Origin of the sequence: Agrobacterium burrii (assembly GCF_017313405.1) — a bacterium.
GTDB lineage: Bacteria > Pseudomonadota > Alphaproteobacteria > Rhizobiales > Rhizobiaceae > Agrobacterium > Agrobacterium burrii.
In genome coordinates, this window is sequence record NZ_JAFLNA010000007.1 from 129,770 (window position 1) to 151,560 (window position 21,791).

19 protein-coding genes and 1 pseudogene are annotated in these 21,791 nt (G+C 54.3%); 14 read left to right on the forward strand and 6 right to left on the reverse strand.

Features of this window, described 5'->3' with window-relative positions; genetic code table 11:
* Positions 1-5 precede the first annotated feature (5 nt).
* From JZX89_RS14645 to JZX89_RS28615, 5 genes and pseudogenes are all read left to right on the forward strand, one after another.
* Positions 6-746: a hypothetical protein gene (locus JZX89_RS14645; RefSeq protein ID WP_103660247.1), complete on the forward strand. Its 741-nt coding sequence runs from the start codon at positions 6-8 to the stop codon at positions 744-746.
* Positions 728-1,507 carry a transporter substrate-binding domain-containing protein gene (locus tag JZX89_RS14650; protein ID WP_246746716.1) on the forward strand — a complete coding sequence of 260 codons (780 nt, stop codon included), beginning with the start codon at positions 728-730 and terminating at the stop codon, positions 1,505-1,507. Before JZX89_RS14645 ends, JZX89_RS14650 begins: the two co-directional genes overlap by 19 nt.
* A gap of 497 nt (positions 1,508-2,004) precedes the next feature.
* The gene (locus tag JZX89_RS14655; protein ID WP_206591295.1) at positions 2,005-3,147 is read left to right on the forward strand and encodes an L-dopachrome tautomerase-related protein; all 1,143 of its coding nucleotides are present in this window, start codon (positions 2,005-2,007) and stop codon (positions 3,145-3,147) included.
* Positions 3,148-3,224: 77 nt separating this feature from the next.
* Positions 3,225-5,075 (forward strand): carboxylesterase family protein, encoded by a 1,851-nt coding sequence (locus tag JZX89_RS14660; protein ID WP_246746717.1) that lies wholly within the window; start codon positions 3,225-3,227, stop codon positions 5,073-5,075.
* Positions 5,076-5,304: 229 nt separating this feature from the next.
* Positions 5,305-5,799, forward strand: a pseudogene (locus JZX89_RS28615) (carboxylesterase family protein).
* Between the two features lie 299 nt (positions 5,800-6,098).
* Here JZX89_RS28615 and JZX89_RS14670 read toward each other — a convergent pair.
* The 5 genes from JZX89_RS14670 to JZX89_RS14690 all read right to left on the reverse strand — a co-directional run bounded on the left by JZX89_RS14670 (position 6,099) and on the right by JZX89_RS14690 (position 11,635).
* On the reverse strand, positions 6,099-7,556 hold the full coding sequence (locus tag JZX89_RS14670) for an NAD-dependent succinate-semialdehyde dehydrogenase (protein WP_246746734.1): 1,458 nt from the start codon (positions 7,554-7,556) through the stop codon (positions 6,099-6,101).
* A gap of 109 nt (positions 7,557-7,665) precedes the next feature.
* On the reverse strand, positions 7,666-8,748 hold the full coding sequence (locus tag JZX89_RS14675; RefSeq protein ID WP_207134481.1) for an ABC transporter substrate-binding protein: 1,083 nt from the start codon (positions 8,746-8,748) through the stop codon (positions 7,666-7,668).
* Positions 8,749-8,776: 28 nt separating this feature from the next.
* Positions 8,777-9,511 carry an ABC transporter permease gene (locus JZX89_RS14680; RefSeq protein ID WP_369809558.1) on the reverse strand — a complete coding sequence of 245 codons (735 nt, stop codon included), beginning with the start codon at positions 9,509-9,511 and terminating at the stop codon, positions 8,777-8,779.
* 109 nt (positions 9,512-9,620) lie between these two features.
* Positions 9,621-10,523, reverse strand: coding sequence for an ABC transporter permease (locus tag JZX89_RS14685; protein ID WP_207134483.1), 903 nt, complete (start codon positions 10,521-10,523; stop codon positions 9,621-9,623).
* Positions 10,520-11,635 carry an ABC transporter ATP-binding protein gene (locus JZX89_RS14690; RefSeq protein ID WP_207134484.1) on the reverse strand — a complete coding sequence of 372 codons (1,116 nt, stop codon included), beginning with the start codon at positions 11,633-11,635 and terminating at the stop codon, positions 10,520-10,522. The genes JZX89_RS14685 and JZX89_RS14690 overlap by 4 nt, the downstream gene beginning before the upstream one ends.
* 180 nt (positions 11,636-11,815) lie before the next feature.
* Between JZX89_RS14690 and JZX89_RS14695 the strand changes: the two genes are divergently transcribed.
* The 5 genes from JZX89_RS14695 (at position 11,816) to JZX89_RS14715 (ending at position 17,157) form a co-directional block, all read left to right on the forward strand.
* Positions 11,816-12,502 (forward strand): GntR family transcriptional regulator, encoded by a 687-nt coding sequence (locus JZX89_RS14695; RefSeq protein WP_207134485.1) that lies wholly within the window; start codon positions 11,816-11,818, stop codon positions 12,500-12,502.
* 112 nt (positions 12,503-12,614) lie between these two features.
* Positions 12,615-13,949 carry an aspartate aminotransferase family protein gene (locus JZX89_RS14700; RefSeq protein WP_207134486.1) on the forward strand — a complete coding sequence of 445 codons (1,335 nt, stop codon included), beginning with the start codon at positions 12,615-12,617 and terminating at the stop codon, positions 13,947-13,949.
* A complete protein-coding gene (locus tag JZX89_RS14705; RefSeq protein ID WP_207134487.1) occupies positions 13,949-15,664 on the forward strand; it encodes an acetolactate synthase catalytic subunit in 1,716 nt (571 codons plus the stop codon). Before JZX89_RS14700 ends, JZX89_RS14705 begins: the two co-directional genes overlap by 1 nt.
* Positions 15,661-16,440: a 3-oxoacyl-ACP reductase FabG gene (fabG, locus tag JZX89_RS14710; protein ID WP_207134488.1), complete on the forward strand. Its 780-nt coding sequence runs from the start codon at positions 15,661-15,663 to the stop codon at positions 16,438-16,440. Before JZX89_RS14705 ends, fabG begins: the two co-directional genes overlap by 4 nt.
* A gap of 36 nt (positions 16,441-16,476) precedes the next feature.
* Positions 16,477-17,157 carry a winged helix-turn-helix domain-containing protein gene (locus JZX89_RS14715; RefSeq protein ID WP_077122595.1) on the forward strand — a complete coding sequence of 227 codons (681 nt, stop codon included), beginning with the start codon at positions 16,477-16,479 and terminating at the stop codon, positions 17,155-17,157.
* 11 nt (positions 17,158-17,168) lie between these two features.
* On the opposite strand, the gene JZX89_RS29000 is transcribed toward JZX89_RS14715, so the two are convergent.
* A complete protein-coding gene (locus tag JZX89_RS29000) occupies positions 17,169-17,384 on the reverse strand; it encodes a Y4oE-related protein (RefSeq protein ID WP_077122596.1) in 216 nt (71 codons plus the stop codon).
* 313 nt (positions 17,385-17,697) lie between these two features.
* Here JZX89_RS29000 and JZX89_RS14720 point away from each other — a divergent pair, with 313 nt between their 5' ends.
* The 4 genes from JZX89_RS14720 (at position 17,698) to traR (ending at position 21,737) form a co-directional block, all read left to right on the forward strand.
* Positions 17,698-18,438 carry a winged helix-turn-helix transcriptional regulator gene (locus JZX89_RS14720; RefSeq protein ID WP_077122597.1) on the forward strand — a complete coding sequence of 247 codons (741 nt, stop codon included), beginning with the start codon at positions 17,698-17,700 and terminating at the stop codon, positions 18,436-18,438.
* A gap of 108 nt (positions 18,439-18,546) precedes the next feature.
* Positions 18,547-19,788 carry an 8-amino-7-oxononanoate synthase family protein gene (locus tag JZX89_RS14725; RefSeq protein WP_077122598.1) on the forward strand — a complete coding sequence of 414 codons (1,242 nt, stop codon included), beginning with the start codon at positions 18,547-18,549 and terminating at the stop codon, positions 19,786-19,788.
* A 209-nt stretch (positions 19,789-19,997) separates the two neighbouring features.
* A complete protein-coding gene (locus tag JZX89_RS14730) occupies positions 19,998-20,915 on the forward strand; it encodes a nucleotidyltransferase and HEPN domain-containing protein (protein ID WP_207134596.1) in 918 nt (305 codons plus the stop codon).
* A gap of 117 nt (positions 20,916-21,032) precedes the next feature.
* A complete protein-coding gene (gene traR / locus JZX89_RS14735) occupies positions 21,033-21,737 on the forward strand; it encodes an autoinducer-binding transcriptional regulator TraR (protein WP_077122600.1) in 705 nt (234 codons plus the stop codon).
* The last annotated feature ends 54 nt before the right edge of the window (positions 21,738-21,791 follow it).

The following is a 21,791-nucleotide window of genomic DNA, read 5'->3' on the forward strand; positions in this document are numbered from 1 at the left end:
CCCGCATGCAGGCTGCATCTTACACGGAAAAGGAACCGGGCAGGTTCCGCCGCGGCCAATCCTGGAAGATCAACATGTTCGGAAAAAACTCCGACATCGCGGCACCAGACCCCCAGGCATTCCGGCTTGACCTCAATGCCCACCAGAAACTCGACTCGCATTTCCATATCGTCGACCAATTCCAGGTATTTATCGCCGGCAGCGGCACGATCGGACGCGACGACGTGCATCTGGTAACGGTTCACTATGCCGACCACCACACAGGCTACGGTCCGCTGATCGCCAGCGCTCAGGGGCTGTCCTACCTGACGCTGCGCAGCAAGACGGATGCCGGACTGGTCTATCTCAGCACCCCGAATGTCCGCGACAAGCTGCGACCCACCAAACGGCGCCATCGCACGTCGGGCGCAGTTGCACTGTCAATCGAGCCAGTGCTTCGAAACCGGACGGAATTGACAATCGATACGGTGATCGAAGAGCAAGAAGGCGATGAGGGCATGAACGTCAAGGTCCTGCGCCTTGGCCCAGGCATGATGGCGCAGACGCCTGACCCGGCCGAAGGCGGTGGTCAGTATCTCATCATTTTGAACGGCAGCCTGATCTACGAACACCAGACGTATAAGCCTTACTCTCTGATTTTCGTGCACTCTGACGATATGGCAGCGGAGGTCCGGGCAGGCGAAGATGGACTGGAACTGATGATTACGCAGTTCCCGCGTGAAGACGAATGGATGAAATCCATCTGAACGGCTTGAGACGGACACGGGAGATTGCTTTGCAAGAATTCAACATGGATGCCGTTCGGGCCGAACTCACGGCATCAGGGACTCTCAATTGCGCTTTGAACCACGGTAACGTGGTGCTCGTCCGTCGCGGCCAAACGAATGAGACACCAACCGGTGTATCGGTCGATCTCGCCCGAGCGCTTGCGGCAACACTGGGCGCACCGATTGCATTTCGCCATTACGACAAGGCCGGATCCGTTTCGAAAAGCGTCGATTCGGGCGAATGGGACGTCTGCTTCCTGGCAATCGACCCACAGCGGGCCGAGCATATTGCCTATAGCGAAGCCTATGTGCAGATCGAGGGTGCCTTTCTCGTGCAGCACGCTAAATCGGTGAGGGTCGTCCAGGACGTCGATCGACTGCAGCTACGGATCGGTGCGGTTGTGGGGAGCGCCTACGAGCTCTTCCTGTCGCGCATCGGCGGGGCAGGGCAACTCATCCGCTTCGACAGCTTCGCCGACGCGGTCGCCGCGCTCAAAGAGGGGGTAGTGGACGGCCTTGCGGGTGTTCGTCAGGCTATGAATCAGGTTGCTGCATATAACCCCGATTATGAGGTGATGACTGAACCCTTCATGTCCATTCCACAAGCCGTAGGAGTAAGCGTGAAAAATACTCTGGCCGCAGAGTTTGTCATGGCCTTTGTGCGTGAGAAAAAGGCGTCGGGATTTGTGCGGCGCGCGCTGGATGAAAGCGGGCATCCGGATGTTATTGTCCCTGAATAGGCAGTCCGGGTCCTCATCTTATCATTTTCGCAAAAGCCGCGCGGGCTTAACGCCAGCGAACACTGTCGAGATGCGGGCCTCATCAAGGCTGACATTCTCATCGATTGACGCGATCCGGTGCGCGTCAATCGATATGCCGTGGCTACATGTCCGTTGTCCGCTTGTACATTCTGACGTGCACGGCGGCGGCGCCCAGCTGATGGCGCGTCGATGCGAACGCATGTCGGACTGCTCTGTCGAAGGAGAGGATACGCGACATGCTTGGGTTGTCTCATGCCAAAACGGCACGACTGATATACCCGATAGCCAACTGGAAACGACAGCTGTTATCCCACACTGTCCTCAAGCGGAGAGGCCAGAGGAGGAACCGGCCAATCCGCTGCCAGAGTGTCATCCACATCTAGTCGTCCATCGAGCATTGCCGATGCGCGCCGTCGTGCTGTGCCTGATGCTGGTCGCTTGCAATGCCGCTGAACACTAACACGAGGGAGGAAATCATGAGACTTTCACGTCGATCATTCATCGCTGCCGCCGGGATTGCGACAGCGGTCGCGCCGCTATCATTCCGGAAAACATTCGCAGAAGGTGTCGAACTTCCGCACACCGTTGCGGCTGAGTTGCGCTGGTTCTGCAACCAGGTTGCCCTGACAAGCTCCGGTGAAATGTTTTTCGGTCTACCCCGCTATCCCGGCTATGACGACACCCCCTGCCTTGCAAAGCGTGGATCTGACGGGAAGGTAGTGGCTTTCCCGGGCAATGCCTGGAACGCGTGGACGCCCGGCGACGATGGACGCGACAGTTTCGTCTATGTGAACTCGATCCACATTTTCAAGGACGATACCGTCTGGGCGGTGGATCAGGGTGCGTTGCGTGCAGATTCCTACCCACCCGAGCTTTCCGAACCCAAACCTGGCGCGCAAAAACTGGTTCATCTCGACCCGAAGTCCGGCAAGGTCCTGCATGTCCTGCGTTTCAACGACAGCGTGCTTCCCAAGGGTGCCAAGATGAACGATTTACGGGTCTTCGGTGACCATGTCTACGTCACCGATTCCGGGATTGGTGCCTTGATCTATCATAACCTTTCAACTGGCCAGACATTGCGGCGGATGTCGGGCTTTCCGCAGATGCAGGCAAAGGTCGAGCCCAATCTCCAACAGGGCAATCACCAAACGCCGAAGATCGACATGATAGAGATCAGTAACGACGGCGAATGGATCTATGTAGCGGCTCCCACCGGACCGTTCATCAAGATCAAGGCAGCAGCCGTGCGCAATGCAGCCCTCTCGGACGCCGATCTTGCGAAACAGGTTGAGGAGTATTTCCCGATTGCCCGCAGTGGCGGCTGCGCACTCGACACTAAGGGAAATCTCTACCTTTCCGAACTCGACAACAAACGGGTGACGATCCTCTCGCCGAGCGGGCAGATGGCAGTGCTGACCTCCGACGCGGAGTTTGTCAGCCCGGACGGGTCATTCATCAGCGTCGACCGCAAGCTTTACATTCCGATCACCCAGTCGCGGCGAACCAAGCTGTTCGGTAACAAGGAGGACATGGTCAAGCGCCCATGGAAGATCTATGTCGTTCAATTACCCGAACAGTTTGGCGGCATTAAACTTGGGAATTCGTTGAATGGTTCTTGAAGTACTCAAGAGAAAAGAAGCCGCACTCTTCCAGGCGGCATCCCTTGGTGATCCGATGCCGTGCCGGCATAACTGATTTGCCTGACGCAAACTTGCCGGCGCGCGACGATGCTCCTTATGATCGGTTCTTTGCAGGACTGCTCCCTGTCACAGCAAAGAGCAGAGACGGTCAGATCAGGTTGTCAGAGATCCCGATGCCCATGAAGCTATCCTTGGAGGATATCGTGAAGAAAACAACGAATTTCAAACAGTCGGCCCAACATGTCCGTCGAGCGGTGAAGGGCCTTGCGCTTGGTGCACTCATGACCCTCGGACAAGGTTTCGGCGAGATCGCGCACGCCGCACCGATTATCGAAGCATCCGTCGCCGGTGGAAAGGTACAGGGTGTGCCGAGCGACACGCCCGGCGTCGCGCAATTTCTCGGAATTCCGTTTGCAGGCAGTGTAGGTGGTGAAAACCGCTGGAAACCCGCGCCGCCTGTGAAGGCGTGGGATGGCGTCCTGATCGCCGACAAGTGGGGCGACCAGATACTTCAGGATGTCAATAGGCAGGGCGAGAGCCCGATCAGCGACAACGGATTGAACCTTTCGATCTGGACGCTCGCCGAGCATACGAATGATCGTCTGCCCGTCTACATGCTGATTCACGGCGGTGCGAACCGCTTGGGCTCGGCCGCGATGAAAGACCTGTATGCCGCGCAATTGGCCGCAAAGGGCGTCGTCGTCGTTTCGGTCCAGTATCGGCTGGGAGCGTTGGGCTGGCTGTCTCTGCCAGAGATGGCCAAAGATAACCCGAACGGGCCGAAGGGCAATTTCGGTGTCCTCGATCTCGTCGATGCGCTGAAATGGATCCAGACCAACATCGAAGCATTCGGCGGCGACCCTGCCACCGTGACGATCGGCGGACAATCAGCGGGCGGCGAAAACACGGTGGCGTTGCTGCGAACGCCTCTAGCCAAGGGCCTGTTCAAACGAGCATTCATTCAGTCGAGCTTCACCGGCTTCCTGCCTGGAAAGATCGTCGATTTTTCGAAAAAGTCGCAGGATAACCGGCAGGCGGTCAACAAGCTGTTCGGCAAAGAGACAACCCTTGCCGAGTTGCGGAGCATTGGCAATGATGCTTGGCTGGAAAAATGGAAGGGCGGAAAGGAAACACTGTTTGGCGTCATGGCGGGTGCCGTAGCGACCAACCAGTTCTACACGATCGACGACTACGTCTACACGCCGGATTCCGTGAACCTGCTCCAGCCGGGCGACTTCGACGGGCTTGATATCATCATTGGCCAGACAGCGGACGAGTATACCGGGTTGCGCCCGAATGATCTGAAGATGACGCAGGAGGAACAGCAAAAAGCCATGCTTTCCGCAATCCGTCCGCATCAGGCAGGGAATGTCGACGAAAAGGTCTTTCCTCTTTACGCAACGGATGATCCGACCGAGGCCTATCGCCTGTCGCTGCGCATGCTGAACGACTACATGTTCGAATATGTGCGTGTCGGAGCCGAATATGCGAAAGCGCATAGCAAGTCCAACGTCTATCTTTATTACTGGGATCACTGGCCGCCTGGCAAGGACCAGGGTTTCCGGCGCGCTTGGCACGCTGCCGATAACTGGTATTTCAATGGTTCCATCCGCGCTGACAAACCCGGCCAACTGCCCTGGACCGATCCAGATTTCGCGATGCGTGATATCGCCGTGAGCTATCTCGCGAACTTCGTCAAAACCGGCGATCCAAACGGGAACGATGTCTCACACTGGGGACAGGTCACGCCACAGTCCGGCGGACAATTCCTTCGCTTTCACGAAGGCGAGGTGGCCATGCGAACCTCGACGATCTATCCGACCCGAGATGCGTACTTGCGCAAGAAGGTCCTCGAAGGGATCGGTATGACCGAAGCAGAGATAAGAGGCCAAGCGCAGCGTCCATGACCTAAACTTCTCGATTAGGAGGAGACAAAATGAAAAAATCTCTTGTATTAATGGCATAGATTGTCTGCATGTCGGTGCTAGTTCCAGCCCCTACGGCCTTTGCTCGAACGACAGCAACCGACGCGAAGAACACGCCGGTCGATATCGTTAAGATTGACGGAGGCCAGGTTAGAGGTGTTCCAAGCGACGTCGTGGGTGTTCAGGTCTTCAAGGGCCTTCCCTGTGCGGCATCGACCACGGGAACCACCGCTTCGGTGTCGCGCAACCCGTCCAGCCTTGGAGCGGAGTCAAGCTTGCCGACAAGTGGGGCGACCAGGCTATGCAAGACGTCAACCTCAATCCAGTCGGCATGTTCTGGGGAGATGAATTCTATTTCGACAAGGAGCTCATGCCGCCAGCAAGTGAAAACGGCCTGAACCCCAACGTCTTTACACCCGCGCAGTCCCCTGAAGACAAGCTCCCTGTTTATGTGTGGGACCACGGCTACGCATCGGAGATTGAATTCTACGCGTCCAAACTGGCTGCCAATGGGATCATAGTCGTCCCCGTCCAATATCGTGTCGGTCCTTTCTGATTTCTCTCGCTTGAGGAACTCAGTAGGGAAAGCCCGGACGGGACCTCTGGCAATTACGCGGTCAAAGATCTGGTGACAGCCCTCGAATGGGTCAAGAAAAATATCGGTGGGTTTGGCGGCGATAGTGCAAACGTCACGATCGGAGGGTAATCGGCCGGTTCGAGGAACGTCAATATGCTGTTGAGGACGCCGGCGGCCCGGGGTCTTTTTCATCGTGCAGTCCTTCAAAGCGCGTCAGGTGGTCTTCTCGCAACGGATTTTCCGACACTACGCCTCAAAAGCCGCCGGACCGCACTCAAAACCGGATAAGACCTGGGGGCAAGGTCAGGTAACCCGCTACAGTTCTGTTTCCCGGATGGTCGTAAGATTCTCTTCATTCGACCAGCGACGGCGACGCACAGGCGAGGCGAGACCACGACTAATCATGCGAAGCTTATCCCACTCGAGGATTATAATCCGCTCAAACACATGTACTTCCAAGTTAGATAATCATCCAGCCCGTGGGTTGATCCTTCTCTTCCGATACCGCTTTCATTCACCCCGCCAAAAGGGGCCACTTCGGTGGAGATAAGTCCTGCATTTACCCCTATCATGCCGAACTTGAGGCTCTGAGAAATGGCAAATGTGCGCTTGAGACTCTGAGTATAGAAATATGCAGCTAGTCCGGAATCCGTCGCATTCGCTGCTGTTATAACCTCTTCATCCGTACGAAATCGAGAGACGGCAGCCAAGGGCCCAAATGTCTCTTCTCGGCAGACAGCCATATGATCCTTCACGTCAGCCAACACAGTGGGCTGAAAGAACGTTTTGCCAAGCTTATGTCGTTGGCCTCCAACAACGATCCGGCCACCATCCGCAACGGCATTGGAAATGTGGTGTTCGACTTTCTCGAGTGCGGCCGTGTTTATGAGAGGACCTTGTTCGACACCTTCATCGAAACCATTTCCGATTTTCAATGTCTCCACCGCATAAGAGAGCTTTTCGAGGAAGGCATCGTACACGCTGTCATGAATATAGAAGCGGTTTGTACAGACGCATGTTTGCCCCGAATTGCGAAACTTTGAGGCCATCGCGCCTTCGACTGCTTTGTTGATGTCCGCATCGTCGAAAACAATAAAGGGCGCGTTGCCCCCCAGCTCCATGGAGACGCGCTTCATAGTGCGCGCCGATTGACCATACAGAAGTTTTCCCACCGCCGTCGAACCCGTAAAAGTGATTTTCGAAACCATTCGACTGGACGTCAACTCGGCCCCGATTGCGATGGGATCTCCGGTAACGACGTTGACTACACCCGCAGGAACACCCGCCTCAGCAGTGAGCTTACCCCAAGCGAGGCCACAATAAGGCGTCAGTTCTGAAGGTTTAACGACGATAGTACAACCGGCAGCCAGCGCCGCCGCCAGCTTTCTGGCAATCATGGAGAATGGGAAATTCCATGGCGTGATCGCGCCGACAACACCCACTGGCTCGCGTGCCACAATGATTCTGCGGTCAGCCCAGGGCGACGGAATGGTTTCGCCGTTGATACGCCTTGCCTGTTCCGCAAACCAGGTGACGTAGGCGGCTGCGCTGTCGATCTCGCCTCGGGCCTCGAGAAGCGGCTTCCCCTGCTCCAAGGTTAGCAATCCGGCAAGTTCATCGCGATGCAGATGGATAAGATCAGCCATGCGGTGAAGAACGCGTGCACGCTCGCCTGCGGTAAATTTGCTCCATGTTAGAAAGGCGTTGTTTGCAGCGAGGATGGCACGGGCCGTTTCATTTGCACCGCAATAGGGAACAGTTCCTATGATGCAGTCGGTTGCAGGGTCGGTGACGCCAAGTGTTTTGCGGTCGTCCGCTTCGATCCAGGCACCGTCAATGAAATTACGTTCATTCAGCCAGTCGGTGCCCACGTGATTATGCGACATCATGATTTCCAGAATAGAAGGTGTAAGGTGGAGCCTTTGTTTCAAGGCAAGTTTTCAAAGGAACAATGTACTAGGAGGCAGCATAGTGCCTTGCCTCCTAGGGAACAGATCAGCGGATCCATTCATTCCAACGCTGTACCAGCATGCTCATATTTGCGTTGATCCATTGCGCATCAGGTACGATAATGCGTTGCTCGACATCTGAAGGTGATGGGAGACTGTCGCGGGCTTTCTGAGACATCATAGAAATTGCTTGTTGGCTTGGAGGAGTGCACGAAAGCGTCTCGCAGGCCTTCGACTGAACCGATGGGTTTTTCAGCCAGTACGTGATCAGCTTCAAAGCATTTTCGCGGTTTTGCGCACCTCGAATGAGCGCGATACGATCGCCGACGAGGAAAGCTCCGTCGTAACTCCAGCCAATGTCAAACCCTTCAGCCTGCAGCGCTTTAGCGCGTGTCAACCAGATCTGTCCGAGGCGATACTCGTCGTTGCGAAAGCCCTGGACGCTTTGGTCACCGGTCTTCCACCACAGTTGCACAGCAGGTCGAATTTCATCCAGCTTGCGGAATGCGCGATCAACGTCGATTGGGAAAACCTCTTCCTTTGCAACGCCATCAGCAAGCAATGCCGCGGCGAGCACCCGCCAGGGGTCATCGAAGTTTGGGAATGCTCTCCCACCTGGAAATTTTTCAACGTTCCACATATCACCCCATGTTTTCGGGTCACTGCCATTTCCACCAGGCTTGTAGGCCAACAGGGTTGCGGTGGACTGCAGTCGCGCTCCGCCACGTGTACACGCATCGGCTACGAGATGAGTATCATCGTCGAACTGCCGGCAATATTCTGAGAGATCCTCGGTGATCGTGTAATGAGCGTCGGATCCTGCCTGAATTTCCCCGTCCAGATAAAGGTCCCATGTCACGTTGTTGGTTTGTACCATGGCCGTGACCTTGGCTCGTTTTTCCGCGTCTGTGGCAGATACCGTAACAACTTCTATCCCAGTTTCCTTGGTGAAAGGGATGAACCAGGCATCCCGCAGGGCCTTTTCATAGGTGCCACCCGTTGTGGCGATGACGACGCGCTCGTTTGCATGTGCGTTGGCGAGGTCGAGAGATGTTGTGAAAGCGAGTGCCAACATCATTCCAAGACCTGATTTCAGGCAAGCCTTCGGCGTCCGATCCAGTTTGATCATTTCAAATCCCCTTATTTGTAAAGTTGAGTTAGCGTCTGCGTTGTGATGTCAAAAGTTGTGCTCCGGTCATCAGTGCAAGCGAAATAGCAACGAGCACTGTCGACGCTGCAGCGATGACAGGTGTCAGATTGAAATCGATATCCTCGAACATCTTGCGTCCGATCGACTTGCCCCCGATGTCAGATATGAAGAACGAGACTGTCGCGTCGTCGAAAGAGGCTAGAAAGGCAAATACGGAAGCGGACGCTATGCTCGGCCCGATGCTAGGCAGCATGACCAGAAAGAACGCTTGAACTCTATTGGCACCGCAGTTCAGTGCGGCCAATTCCAATGACGAGTCAAACTTCTGAACTGCCGCTCCGACCACAATCATGACATAGGGTATGGCCAGAACCGTATGAGCGATCACAAAGCCGCTGAGCGTCCCAGTCATTCTCCAGGGTGAAAAGACGAGGTAAAGTGCGACGCCGAGAACCACGTGTGGCACGATCATAGGGCCCAGAGCCAAGCCTTGCAGAAAACCCTTGAAGGGAAGTTTACTCTTTGCGAGAGCCAGCGCGGCCATTGTCCCCGTGACGGTTGCAACAAGGGATGTTGCCAGCGCGATCTGGAGGCTGAACGCCGTTGCAGCCATCCAATCTGGGTCCGAGAAATACGCGGCATACCACTTCCAAGTCAGCCCTTGTGGTGGGAACGCAAGATAGCTGCTTTCATTCAAGCTCATTGGAATGACCAGAAATGTCGGCAAAATGAGAAAGATCATGATTGCGCACACCAAAAGGCCTGCAACATACAGGGCAGCAATGCTGCGACGAGACTCTCGTGACGACCTTAGAGAGTTGGTCTGGAACTGCGTTTTAAATGTCGGGTTGTCAGATGCCATTGGTCAGCCCCTTGCTCAACGATAGTGTCTTGCGGAACGCGACTATCACCGCGAGTGTGACGATGAGAAGCGTTGTGGAGAGGGCTGCTGCGAAAGGCCAATCCAGCAAGACAATCGTCTGTTGGCCAATCAGTGTAGCCATCATGAGTGAACCTGCACCTCCGACGAGCGCCGGTGTTACATAAAATCCAAGTGCAAGAACAAAACTCATGACACAGCCTGCGAATATGCCGGGCAGGCTCAATGGAACCGTAACCTTGCAGAATGCGTGTACAGGGCCCGAGCCGAGGTTTCTCGCTGCCTTGACATACTCGTTAGGAATTGCCCGCAACGCGGCGAAGATTGGCAATATCATGAAGGGAAGAAGAACATGCGTCATAGCTAAAATGACTGCACCTTGCGTGTAGATCATTCGCAAGGGTCCATCCACGAGGCCTGCGGAAACCAGAGCCTGGTTGATGATGCCGTTACGCTGAAGCAGAATAATCCACGCGTATGATCGGATCAGGACGGAAGTCCAAAGCGGGATCAACACGCATGCTGTTACAATTGTAGCCCCCGGTTTTTTCAGTCGCGTCATGGCGTAGGCCACAGGAAAGCCAAGGATAAGGCTAGCGCACATAACGACGATTGCGACAAATACAGTCGAGAGCAGAACGTCCAGATAAAGGGGTTCTCGAAAGATTCGCAGATAGTATTCCAGGCTCATCGCTGGCATGCTTATCGCCACGAGCTTCGCAAGCGGATAAGCGAACCCCGCCAATAGGAAGGCAGCTGCGGGCGACAGCAATAGAAGTGCTGCTGCGTGAGAGTAAGTCTTTGCAGAGGCCGATAAAAACAAGATGTGAGCCATTTTGCGAGGCGCGTGATGTGCAGTCGAAGAAGCAGTCATACCGCACGCCTCTCATCTTCTAGAAAACAGCTGGCCGCCTCTGGGTCGGGTAGAAGGTCAACGCTTTGACCTACCGAGAATTCCGCTTCCCTGCCTGTTACCACCTGAACTTCGACCACTGGTGATCGAGGTAATTCCAGCCGGACAAGGAAAACGTGGAACGAGCCGGTGAAAACGCAGCTCTCGATGACACCTGGTATAGCTCCAAGGGTCTGAGATCCGCGGCTCTTGAGTGCTAGTCGCTCAGGCCGCATCGCAAAGCATATTCTATCGCCTTCTCGCGTTGCCGTTAGCGCGACCTGGGAGCTAGCTGTGGTGCGGACGACCACATCCCCGGATAGCCGTATGAGCACCTTCTCATGCTCCACAGACAGGATTTTTCCGTCAAGGAAGTTCATTTTTCCAATGAAATCAGCCACAAATCGGTTGGATGGCGCGTGGTAGAGCGCAGCAGGGGTTCCTATCTGAACGACACGTCCGGCATGCATGATTGCGACCCGATCTGACATAGTCAGCGCCTCTTCCTGGTCGTGGGTGACATAAAGGACGGTGGCTCCGACCTGTTTCTGGATTCGCTTGATCTCGAACTGCATTGCTTCCCGCAGTTTTTTATCGAGCGCCCCCAGAGGCTCGTCCATAAGCATCACCGGCGGCTCGAACGCGAGCGCACGGGCCACGGCCACACGTTGTTGCTGGCCGCCGGAAAGCTCCGAAGGCAGTCTGTCCGCGAGATGGCCCATTTGCACCAATTCCAACATCTCGTCGGCCCGTTGTTTCCATCCGGACTTCCACTTCGATCTGAGCTTGAGAGGAAACGCGATATTTTGGCGTACCGTGAGATGGGGAAAGAGCGCATATTTCTGAAAAACCATCCCAATGTTGCGCTTGTTCGGCGCAAGGTTGGTAATGTCCCGGCCGCTGATGGTTATCCTCCCTGCCGATGGGCGGTCGAAACCTGCAATCATTGTCAGTACGCTTGTTTTTCCGGACCCCGAGGGCCCAAGAACAGAAACGAATTCACCAGGCAATGCACGGATATCGACTCCGTCCACCGCGATCGTATCTCCGTAACTTTTCACCAGACCATCGAGATTTAGTGCTTCGCCAATCAATTGAATCCCCTTTTATTTTAGGTGCGTTCTAAGCAGATGCAGCGTTATTCTGATGTCCCAAGAGACAACATTTGAAATCAATGATATTCAGTCTTTGATGTCACATAGCCTTCGCAAAAGCTTAGTATTTGATTTTTGTGACATCAAAAATATGACGAGTCAATGTGCTTCGGAGGCAAAATGATTGAAAATTCACGTCAAGAGGGTGATGCAAACCTACCACACCAGAGAATGGGGAGTGCGGTCTATGATATCCTTCGTGAAAGGATGATCCGCGGCACCTACCCTCCAGGGTATAAGTTCACAGTGCGCGGCGTAGCTGGGGAACTCGACGTGAGTACAACACCTGCACGCGACGCCCTGAACCGACTGATCACTGAGTCTGCGCTCACCTTCTCCGGGCCAAAGACACTGGTGGTGCCTACGCTGACCAAAGCCCAACTGCGCGACATCACGGTAACGCGCATAGCGCTTGAAGGGGTAGCGGCGGAGTACGGTGCCAGGACCTTTGACGAGAAAACTGTGTCAAACCTTCAGGAAATTCAATGTCTTATAAACGCTAGCCTTGAGACTGGCCGCTATCATGACGCGCTCTGGCATAACAAGGAGTTTCATTTTGCAATCTACGAGTTGTCGGGCATGCCTGGTCTTTTGAGCATGATTGAATCGCTCTGGGTGAGGGTCGGTCCGACGCTTCTCAATCTTTATCCAGAGTATGCACAACACCGTCAGGGCGTTCAAAATCACATGGTAGCAATTGAAGCGTTGGCAGACCGGGACCCGACAGGCGTAAGGGCTGCTATTGAGAATGACATCCGGGAGGGTTACCGAAAACTGCGCTCCGCAGCACCCGACAGCCCGGAATAACAACTAAACCCCAAATTGACGTCACATATTGACTCTTCATATTTTTGTTGCAACAAAACTGTGAAGGACGGGTAAATTTCGTCCGTTTTTCTCCATGAAAGGATGAGGGTCAATGCAATCACACAGAAATGCTGTTCGTAACCCCGCAATCAAGCGGCAAAGGTCGATCGAGTTATTTGGCCGGGCCCAATCGGTTTTTCCGGGAGGAGTAACACGTTCAACTGTCGAGCTAGATCCTCACCCGATCTTTTTGTCGTACGGACAAGGCGCGTACGTGACCGATATCGATGGTCATCGGATGCTCGATCTTAACAATAATTTCACGACACTGATCCACGGACACGCTTTCCCTCCAATAACCGAGGCTGTTGCTGAGTTGTTGCGGCTGGGAAGCTGTTTCGCAAATCCTATGACCCACGAAATCGATCTAGCAGAACTGCTGATCGGCCGTATTCCCGCAGTCGAACATCTGCGTTTTGTCGTCAGCGGGACAGAGGCTGTAATGTTCGCTATCAAGGCTGCGAGGGCGGCGACTGGTCGCGTCGCTATTGCGAGGGTTGAAGGCGCATATCACGGAGCTTATGACTGGGCTGAGGCTGGCCAGTCCGCATCGCAGACCACGCCTCGCGGCGCATATCTTGGAACGCCAGAAAGTGTTCTTGATGATGTGGTCGTCATTCAGTTCAACAACGTCCAGAATTTGGAACAGCAGGTATCAAAACACTCGGAGCGCTTGGCGGCCATCCTTATCGATCCGATGCCAAGTCGCGCGGGCCTAATACCACCGACGCCGGAGTTCATGAAAGCAATCAACGCCGTTGGCAAGCGCTACGGAATTGTCATCATAGCCGATGAAGTCCTCAACCTTCGACAAGGGCATGCGGGTGCCTCCGCGCGGTACGGCCTTGAGCCAGACCTTGTCACAATGGGTAAGATCATCGGTGGCGGTTTTCCTGTGGGCGCAATAGGAGGCCGAATGGAAATCATGTCGGTGTTTGGCAAAACTGGAGGCAAACCAGTTGTGCCCCAAGGCGGTACTTTCTCGGCCAATCCGGTTTCAATGCTTGCGGGACGCCTTGCCATGGAAGCGCTGAACGAAGAGGCTTTCGAACATCTTGAACGCCTTGGCAATTTCGTGCGTGACGGGTTGAGTTCAAGGATCGCGCATCATGGTGCCGATTTGTGCGTCACGGGGGCAGCATCGCTTTTTCGCATTCACGCAAGGGCATCCGAACCCTCTTCGTTTCGCGAAAGCCTGCCGACGCCAGCGGGGGGAAATGCCCTGAAGATGCTGAGCCGCCACTTCTTGAGCAATGGCATCTTGATGCCACACGGAGCAGCGGCGTCGATTTCGACACCAATGACGGAAGAGGACATGCGCAACATCATCTCCGTCTTCGACGATTTCCTCTTAAACTTCAAAACGCATGCCGGGGAGGCAGCCTGATGGATACTACAGTTCTTAATAATACTGTCGCTGAACGAATCGCACATGCGTTGAAGCGCCATGGCGTCGAGGTCATATTTGGCCAAAGCCTTCCGTCCGCTGTCATACTTGCAGCTGAAAATATTGGCATTAGACAAGTATCTTACAGGCAGGAGAACATGGGCGGCGCTATGGCAGACGGCTATGCCCGGCGCTCCGGCAAAGTCGGGATTGTGGCCGCACAGAATGGGCCGGCTGCTGCACTGCTCGTCGCTCCGTTGGCAGAGGCACTCAAGGCAAGCGTTCCGGTCATTGCCCTTGTGCAGGATGTCGAGCGCGACCAGACCGATCGCAACGCTTTCCAAGATCTTGATCACATCAGTTTGTTCCAGTCGTGCACGAAGTGGGTTCGACGTTTGTCGGTTGAAGAGCGCGTAGAAGACTACGTCGATGCCGCTTTCACCGCAGCAACATCAGGTCGCGCGGGCCCTGCCGTCCTACTGTTGCCCGCAGATTTGCTTCGATCCGCAGACATTGCTTCATCAAAGGCTCGCCGGAAAAATCTTGGTCATTGGCCGCTGGATAGACCCCGACCTGCCGACAACGATCTCGACATTGCAGCGCAGGCGATCGCTGCCGCAAGAGCACCGGTCGTGATTGCGGGCGGCGGCGTGCACGCCTCCGGCGCTGCATCGCAATTGCGAATGCTCCAGGACGAGGGCTCTTTACCCGTCTTCACGACCAATATGGGCAAGGGTGCGGTGGACGAGTGGCATCCATTGTCCGCAGGCGTTTTGGCATCACTCGTAGGACCAAAATCACTAGGCCGACATACCGTCGAAATGGTTCGGGAGGCAGACCTTGTCGTTCTGGTCGGCACAAGGACCAACCAGAATGGTACTGACAGCTGGCGTCACTATCATCCAGATGCTGATATCATTCACATAGATGCCGATCCTCAGGAGGTCGGCCGGAACTACGAAGCAATCCGACTCGTCGGCGACGCTCGCGAGACCCTTGCAGGTCTACGTGAAAGGATCCAGCTTTGCGATCTGCATCTCAGATCGGAATCTCGCGAGGCATTAAGTAAGCGCATCCGCGCATGCTGGGAGAACTTCAACGCCGATCGTCAGGTTTTTTATGGCTCTGATGCAAGCCCGCTGCGCCCTGAAAGGGTAATGGCTGAACTTCAAAACATCCTCGACGAAAACACAACGGTTGTTGCGGACGCCAGTTATTCCTCAATGTGGGTTCTCGGTCAGTTGAGGGTGGCGTCGGAAAAAACGCGGATTATCACACCCCGAGGGCTTGCTGGCCTTGGGTGGGGCGTGCCGCTTGCAATCGGGGCAAAAGTCGCAGCACCACATTCCGATGTTGTTGCATTGGTGGGTGATGGCGGATTTGCACACAGCTGGGCCGAGCTCGAAACGCTGGTACGCATGCAAATTCCAATCACCATTATCGTGCTCAACAACGGTATTCTCGGTTTTCAACGTGACGCGGAAACCGTGAAATTCGGCAAGTACACGACGGCGTGCCATTTCGCGGAGGTGGATCATGTCAAAATCGCACAGGCATGTGGATGTGAGGCAGTGCGGATCAGCCACACGGGGGAACTTGAAATTCAGATCAAAAAAGTCAGGGGTCGCAACGTTCCGTTGCTCATTGAGGTGGTCACAGATCCAGAGGCTCACCCAGCCATTTCTCTATTCGCGCAGATGGACAGCGCCGCATGATACAAAACAATGGAAACAGGGTGGCGGTCGTTGCCGGTGGAACCTCAGGTATTGGGTTGTCGGTTGCGCAGCACCTCCTCGGCCTTGGCCATAGGGTTGCATTGTTCGGACACACGGAGGGCGCGGCAGAAGCCGCGCGCTCCACTTTTCGAAGAGACATCGAGTCCAACAGTGCCATGATCAAATGCTGCGACGTGAGAAACCAGAGTGAGGTGAGGGGTTTCTTCAAGGATCTTGAGTACCAGTGGTCTGCTCCCGACATCCTTGTCTATTGCGCGGGCATCTCACCCAAAGGGCCGGATGGCTCGGCCCGGCCTTTTATGTCGATTGATCTGGACGAATGGAAGAATGTGCTCGACGTGAACCTGACTGGGGCCGTGCTGTGCTCCCAGTTGGCACTTCCCGGTATGGTGGCCAACGGTTTCGGGCGTATTGTGCTAATAGGATCGCTTGCAGGGCGTACTCGACCGATGATTGCTGGAGCGGCCTACGCCGCCTCAAAAGCCGGACTTGGTGGTCTCGCCCGCGCGCTTGTTAGTGAATTCTCGTCAAACGGCATTACCGTCAATGTCGTCGCACCCGGACGCATTATCACGCCTATGGCGGGAAGCCGAACAAGCCAGGTTAATCTCGACGCAACAAAACGAATTCCGGCTGGACGAGCAGGAGAAAGCGACGAGGTTGCGGCGCTGGTGGGTTTTATCATCTCCGATGAAGCGGCTTTCATCAACGGAGCTATCGTTGACATCAATGGTGGCGAATACACACCCGCATAACGACCGAGCGATCAGCAGAACACAATTTTATGGGAGATGTACGTGCGTCACTCGCTCCTTATCCACACGACTGACCCCGAATTCTATCTCATTTTACGGTACATACTTGAAGAGGCGGGCCATATCGTGGATCTGGTACCCAATCTCGATGTTTTGCTGCACGCGACACCGCCTTCAGATGCGAAGGGTAACACGATCCTTCTCTGCCTTGCTGCAGATGATCTGCTTCGCACCTCTTCGCTGATAAAAAAAGAACGGCCAGACTTGCGTATTGTCGGTTTTCCTCTTGGAGACAAGCCAATCGACGAAGCGAACCTCGGCTTGTTCGACCATCTGGTGAAACGCCCTTTTAATCCGTTGGACCTGCTCAACTCTCTACAATTCGGCGAAGTTTCAAAACCCACGTCAAAAAACCATAAAAGAGTGACGTTCGCGGATGTAGAAATCGACCTGGCGGCCATGCGTGTCCGCCGCGGGGATGCTGACATCACTCTCTCAGCATTACATTTCAGGCTGCTTGTGCATCTTGCGAAACACGCTGACAGGGTCGTCAGTCGTGACGAACTTATTGCGTGTTGTTGGCCCACCGGAGCGATCGTAGAACCTCGTACGGTCGACATCCATGTCGGCCGGATCAGGCAGGCGTTGAACCAGTCCGGCGCCAACGTGATCCGAACGGTTCGATCAATCGGATACGCCGCCGGAAACGGTCGATAAGCCTTATCGCGTCAATCGCGTGTCAGTGTGTGGAATACGGACGTCCAGAATCGAAAATCACTGTCTCTGCCGTCAAGGCGTGCATCAAGGGCACTGAATGCGACCGCAAGTGCTGCGTCTGCACCAAAGAGTTTGCATGCTGCGGATGCCATATCGAATGCATCATGATGCGTCGAGATCGCATCTCCGAGGCAGTTGGCGACGTTAGTACTGGTTCTAAATTGCATGTAACCTCCTACGAGCCTGGCGCAGGATCTTGAATAGCCGGGCGTTTGGCCTCGTTTCAGAGATGCAGGACTGTCAAACAGCTGCACGTTCGCCCCTGGCAAACCATCGCGGTTACAGAATTTTCCACCCCCATATCATGACGGTGGAAAATCGCGCTATTGATGTCACAAAAATATATTCAAGATCAAGTCAATAAGACGAATTATGGTGATTTCTTCTACTTTCCCTCAGACATATAGCATTGTAACCATATTTTGTATGATTTTTGTGACATCATAAATGCCTCTCAATGCCAGATATCGCGGAGCTGGAATGCAACAAAATTTCGATACGGCCACAGCAGTCGCCATCATCACGCGAAGTGCTGATTACTTCGCTATCCTCAAGCATATTCTATCGACGGAGGGCATCAGAGCAGTGTTGTGCAACGAAACGGACGTAGACATTAGATGTGCAGATCCGGATATCGTTGGACTTATCATCGATGTAGATGCCGATGGCGAGGACGCCAGCATGATTTGTCACCGCATAAAATCCAGCGTGTCAGGGAAAAGCCTGCAAGTTCTCGCGGTCATACCCAACGGGCAGACAGAGACATATTTGGCCCTCATGCGCGCAGGGGCGGACCAGTGCTTGATACGTCCTTTCTGGCCGCCGCATCTTCTTACGTTTCTCAAGGGCATCGATCCTGCTCAAACGGATCGATCAATGCCGCTGTTAGACGCTCGCTTGAAGCTCGGAGACATCGAGCTTTGGCCAGAGCGTAAGCGCGCGACGGTCAACGGAGCAGAACTCCTCCTTGGTCCGATTGAATTCAAGCTCCTCGAGCATCTACTCACCGACCCAGGGAGGATATTCAGTCGCGACGACTTGATTGCGGCGGCGTGGCCACAGGAAGTCTACGTGCAACCAAGGACTGTCGACGTTCACATTGGCCGCATCAGACGGCACCTCAAAAAGGCGACGGGATCAAATGTGATCCGGACCGCTCGCTCCAGCGGTTACGCAATCGAGTTGGTAAAAGGGGACGAACCTGCTGCTCATATGATTTGATGACAACAGCCTTCACAAAGATTTCTCATAATATTATGCAACCGTTTGTTGATCAATTTGTCCATTTGCCGATCCTGCCGTCATCCGTTTCGATCAAGGATCACAGAAATGTCCACCGATGAAGAGCTTCTTACTGCGCACCGAAACACAGCTGGCCTTATAAGTCACGCGGAAGGGTATTTCACCGCCGCGCATCATCAGGGACTAATGGCACTCTATGCTCAGCCGCGGCCGGGCAGGGAGGTCGATATCGTTTTCGATGGCTTTGACGCTAAACGGGTAACCGATTTCGTTCGGTGTTCTTATCTTGGACTCGACAATCATCCAATGGTGGTTGATGGAGCGATTGAAGCGCTGCGGGAATACAGGGCCCTGCATTGGTCTTGCGCGAGAACCCGGCTCAATTTCGCGATACTTCGTGATCTGGAGTTGACGCTTGCGGACCTTTTCCAGGCAAGGATCATAACCTATACCACGGTCTTGGCGGCAAACATGGGTGCACTACCCATTGTCGCTTCGGGCCATCTCACGGGTGGGGTCAGGCCGCTCATGGCCTTCGATCGGCACGCACATGCGACACTCGCGTTCCACAAGGGTACCATCGCGCTGGAGACGCAGGTCCGCACGATAGGACATAATGACCTAAATATGCTGGAAGATCTTTGCAAGACGAACAAATCTGTCGCCTACATTTGCGATGGCGTCTATTCCATGGGCGGAAATGCACCGATGCACGATTTGCTCTCCTTGCAGGATCGATATGGCCTTTTCCTCTATATTGACGACGCTCACGGGATCTCGATATGGGGGAAACAAGGCGAGGGTTTTGCCCGGTCACATTTCGGCAGCGATCTCGGCCCGCGTACAATCATTGCAGCATCTCTGGGAAAGGGGTTTGGCGCCTCCGGCGGGATGCTGATGCTGGGCACGGCGCGGCAAGAAGAACTCTTCAGACGTTTTGCCGTAGCGCACGCATTTTCTGCATCACTCAACGTCGCATCAATCGGCGCGGCGCTTGGCTCGACCGCAATCCATCGCAGTGGTGAGCTCGCCGAGCGGCAAAGCGCCCTCAGGTCGAACATCGAGTTGCTGGACTCGCTTTTGCGCTCAAAACAGGCGGGCGCACCATTGCCTATCCGCACAGTCGATCTTGGTTCGGAGGAACGTGCCGTGGCTGTCACGAGAGGACTACTGGATCGGGGCATCTACGGTTCCGCTATCTTTTTCCCTACCGTTGCAAAGGGAAGGGCAGGAATTCGTGTTTGTGTTACCGCGGACCATACGACCGAACAGGTCCACGATCTGTGCGCGGCCCTATCTGATGCTTTGGATTTTCAATCGGAGGGGTAGCTGAGAGAGGGCACCTTGCGTCGGATCAGCGAGGCTGCTCTCATGCAGCCTACCGACAACACCCTCATACCAGTGGCGGCTATGGACGTTACAAATTTGCTGAGAGAGGTGATGGGTATGCATTTGTTGTTTGTAACGTGTGATGTAAACTACTGATCTGATGTTTGAAACCAGTTCTTGCCATCGCAGAAAAAGATCTATTACCGGCCATGAAAACCACGATTGACCACATTCCTCCGCAAAAACAACGGCAGCTTTCCAAAACTCTGGAAATCCTTCACGAAGAGTTCGAAGACGCATTGAAGGACGCGACAGCAGACTTCAAAAAGCGTGGACGGATCCTGAAAATCATCCTGTTCGGCTCCTATGCCAGAGGAACTTTCGTCGATGAACCCTTCACATCGAAGGGGTACAGGTCCGACTTCGACATTCTCGTCATCGTCAACAATCGCAAGCTTACCGACTTTGCCGAGTACTGGCACAAGGCGGAAGACAGGCTGATACGCAACAAGGAAATTGAATTACCGGTTCAGTTCATCGTGCATTCGCTGCGCGAGGTGAATACGTCGCTTAAGGAAGGTCATCACTTCTTCTCGGACATTCGCAAGGAGGGCATTGTCCTTTACGAACTGCATGACGAACCTCTGGCCGAACCAACGCAACTCGAACCGAGCGAAAGGCTGAGATTAGCAAGCGAGCACTTCAAGGATCGGTTCGCAGCCGCTGAGGGCTTTCTTGACACGTCGAAATATGTCCTTGGCCGCGGTCGCACCAAAGAAGCCGCGTTTCTCCTGCATCAATCGCTTGAACAGGCTTATGCCAGCATTCTTCTCACATTAACGAATTACGCGCCGGCATCTCACAACCTTAAAATTCTGCGATCTTTTGCCGAGGAACAGGACCGCCGCCTGGCAGAGGCGTTTCCTCGCGAACACCACCGGGAACGTGCAGCGTTCAACACGATTAACGAAGCCTACGTGAAAGCACGATATTCTAGCCAATACAGAATTACCGAGGAAGCGCTAGAATGGCTATTCCAACGCACCGCAGTTTTGCTTGCTCTGGTGAACGTCGTTTGTACCGGTCATATATCAGCACTTCAGCAAGCCGCAGATAAAACGAACTGACCAAAAGTTCCATAAGATATATTATGCAATTTTAGATTTATTCTAAAGTGAGTGTTATAACGAGCTTTGAGTGGCTCGCGTGGCCTGTTTCACCTAATCACCGAAACGGAGTGAAAAATGCAGCACTGGCTGGACAAGCTGACCGATCTTGCGGCTATACACGGCAACGAAAGCATCCTAACGCAGGGCCTTTCTGACCTCACCCAACATTACGGCTTCACGGCTTACGCCTATCTCCACATCCAGCATAAGCACAGCATCGCAGTTACCAATTATCATCACGAGTGGCGGTCGACCTATTTCGAGAAGAATTTCGACAGGCTCGATCCCGTCGTCAAACGCGCGCGGTCAAGCAAGCAGGTTTTTACTTGGTCTGGCGAACGGGACCGTGCAAGGCAATCGAAGGAAGAGCGCACCTTCTACGCGCGTGCCGCCGATTTCGGCATCCGGTCCGGGGTCACCGTTCCGATCAAGACTGCCAACGGCTCGATGTCGATGTTCACTTTGGCGTCGGAAAGGCCGGAGATCGATCTCAACCGTGAGATCGACGCGGTCGCAGCGGCTGCGGCCGTCGGACAACTCCATGCCCGCATTTCGTTTCTCCAAACCACTCCGACCGTGGAAGATGCCGCCTGGCTCGATCCGAAAGAGGCGACCTATCTCAGATGGATTGCTGTCGGCATGACGATGGAGGAGATTGCTGACGTGGAGGGCATTAAATACAACAGTGTCCGTGTCAAGCTCCGCGAGGCTATGAAGCGCTTCAATGTTCGAAGCAAAGCCCATCTTACCGCGCTCGCAATTCGTAGAAAGCTGATCTGAAAGACCGGTGGCCGACCCCGCTCGATCTTTTTCGCATCAGGCTTGACCCAAAAA

Excerpts from the sequence above, each read along its gene's own strand:
- JZX89_RS14720 (WP_077122597.1), top strand. The coding sequence starts at position 17,698 with ATGCAACAAAATTTCGATACGGCCACAGCAGTCGCCATCATCACGCGA.
- JZX89_RS14705 (WP_207134487.1), top strand. The coding sequence starts at position 13,949 with ATGGATACTACAGTTCTTAATAATACTGTCGCTGAACGAATCGCACAT.
- JZX89_RS14715 (WP_077122595.1), top strand. The coding sequence starts at position 16,477 with ATGTACGTGCGTCACTCGCTCCTTATCCACACGACTGACCCCGAATTC.
- JZX89_RS14725 (WP_077122598.1), top strand. The coding sequence starts at position 18,547 with ATGTCCACCGATGAAGAGCTTCTTACTGCGCACCGAAACACAGCTGGC.
- JZX89_RS29000 (WP_077122596.1), bottom strand. The coding sequence starts at position 17,384 with ATGCAATTTAGAACCAGTACTAACGTCGCCAACTGCCTCGGAGATGCG.
- fabG (WP_207134488.1), top strand. The coding sequence starts at position 15,661 with ATGATACAAAACAATGGAAACAGGGTGGCGGTCGTTGCCGGTGGAACC.
- JZX89_RS14695 (WP_207134485.1), top strand. The coding sequence starts at position 11,816 with ATGATTGAAAATTCACGTCAAGAGGGTGATGCAAACCTACCACACCAG.
- JZX89_RS14700 (WP_207134486.1), top strand. The coding sequence starts at position 12,615 with ATGCAATCACACAGAAATGCTGTTCGTAACCCCGCAATCAAGCGGCAA.
- JZX89_RS14680 (WP_369809558.1), bottom strand. The coding sequence starts at position 9,511 with ATGATCTTTCTCATTTTGCCGACATTTCTGGTCATTCCAATGAGCTTG.
- JZX89_RS14655 (WP_206591295.1), top strand. The coding sequence starts at position 2,005 with ATGAGACTTTCACGTCGATCATTCATCGCTGCCGCCGGGATTGCGACA.
- JZX89_RS14670 (WP_246746734.1), bottom strand. The coding sequence starts at position 7,556 with ATGTCGCATAATCACGTGGGCACCGACTGGCTGAATGAACGTAATTTC.
- JZX89_RS14685 (WP_207134483.1), bottom strand. The coding sequence starts at position 10,523 with ATGACTGCTTCTTCGACTGCACATCACGCGCCTCGCAAAATGGCTCAC.
- traR (WP_077122600.1), top strand. The coding sequence starts at position 21,033 with ATGCAGCACTGGCTGGACAAGCTGACCGATCTTGCGGCTATACACGGC.
- JZX89_RS14650 (WP_246746716.1), top strand. The coding sequence starts at position 728 with ATGGATGAAATCCATCTGAACGGCTTGAGACGGACACGGGAGATTGCT.
- JZX89_RS14645 (WP_103660247.1), top strand. The coding sequence starts at position 6 with ATGCAGGCTGCATCTTACACGGAAAAGGAACCGGGCAGGTTCCGCCGC.
- JZX89_RS14675 (WP_207134481.1), bottom strand. The coding sequence starts at position 8,748 with ATGATCAAACTGGATCGGACGCCGAAGGCTTGCCTGAAATCAGGTCTT.
- JZX89_RS14730 (WP_207134596.1), top strand. The coding sequence starts at position 19,998 with ATGAAAACCACGATTGACCACATTCCTCCGCAAAAACAACGGCAGCTT.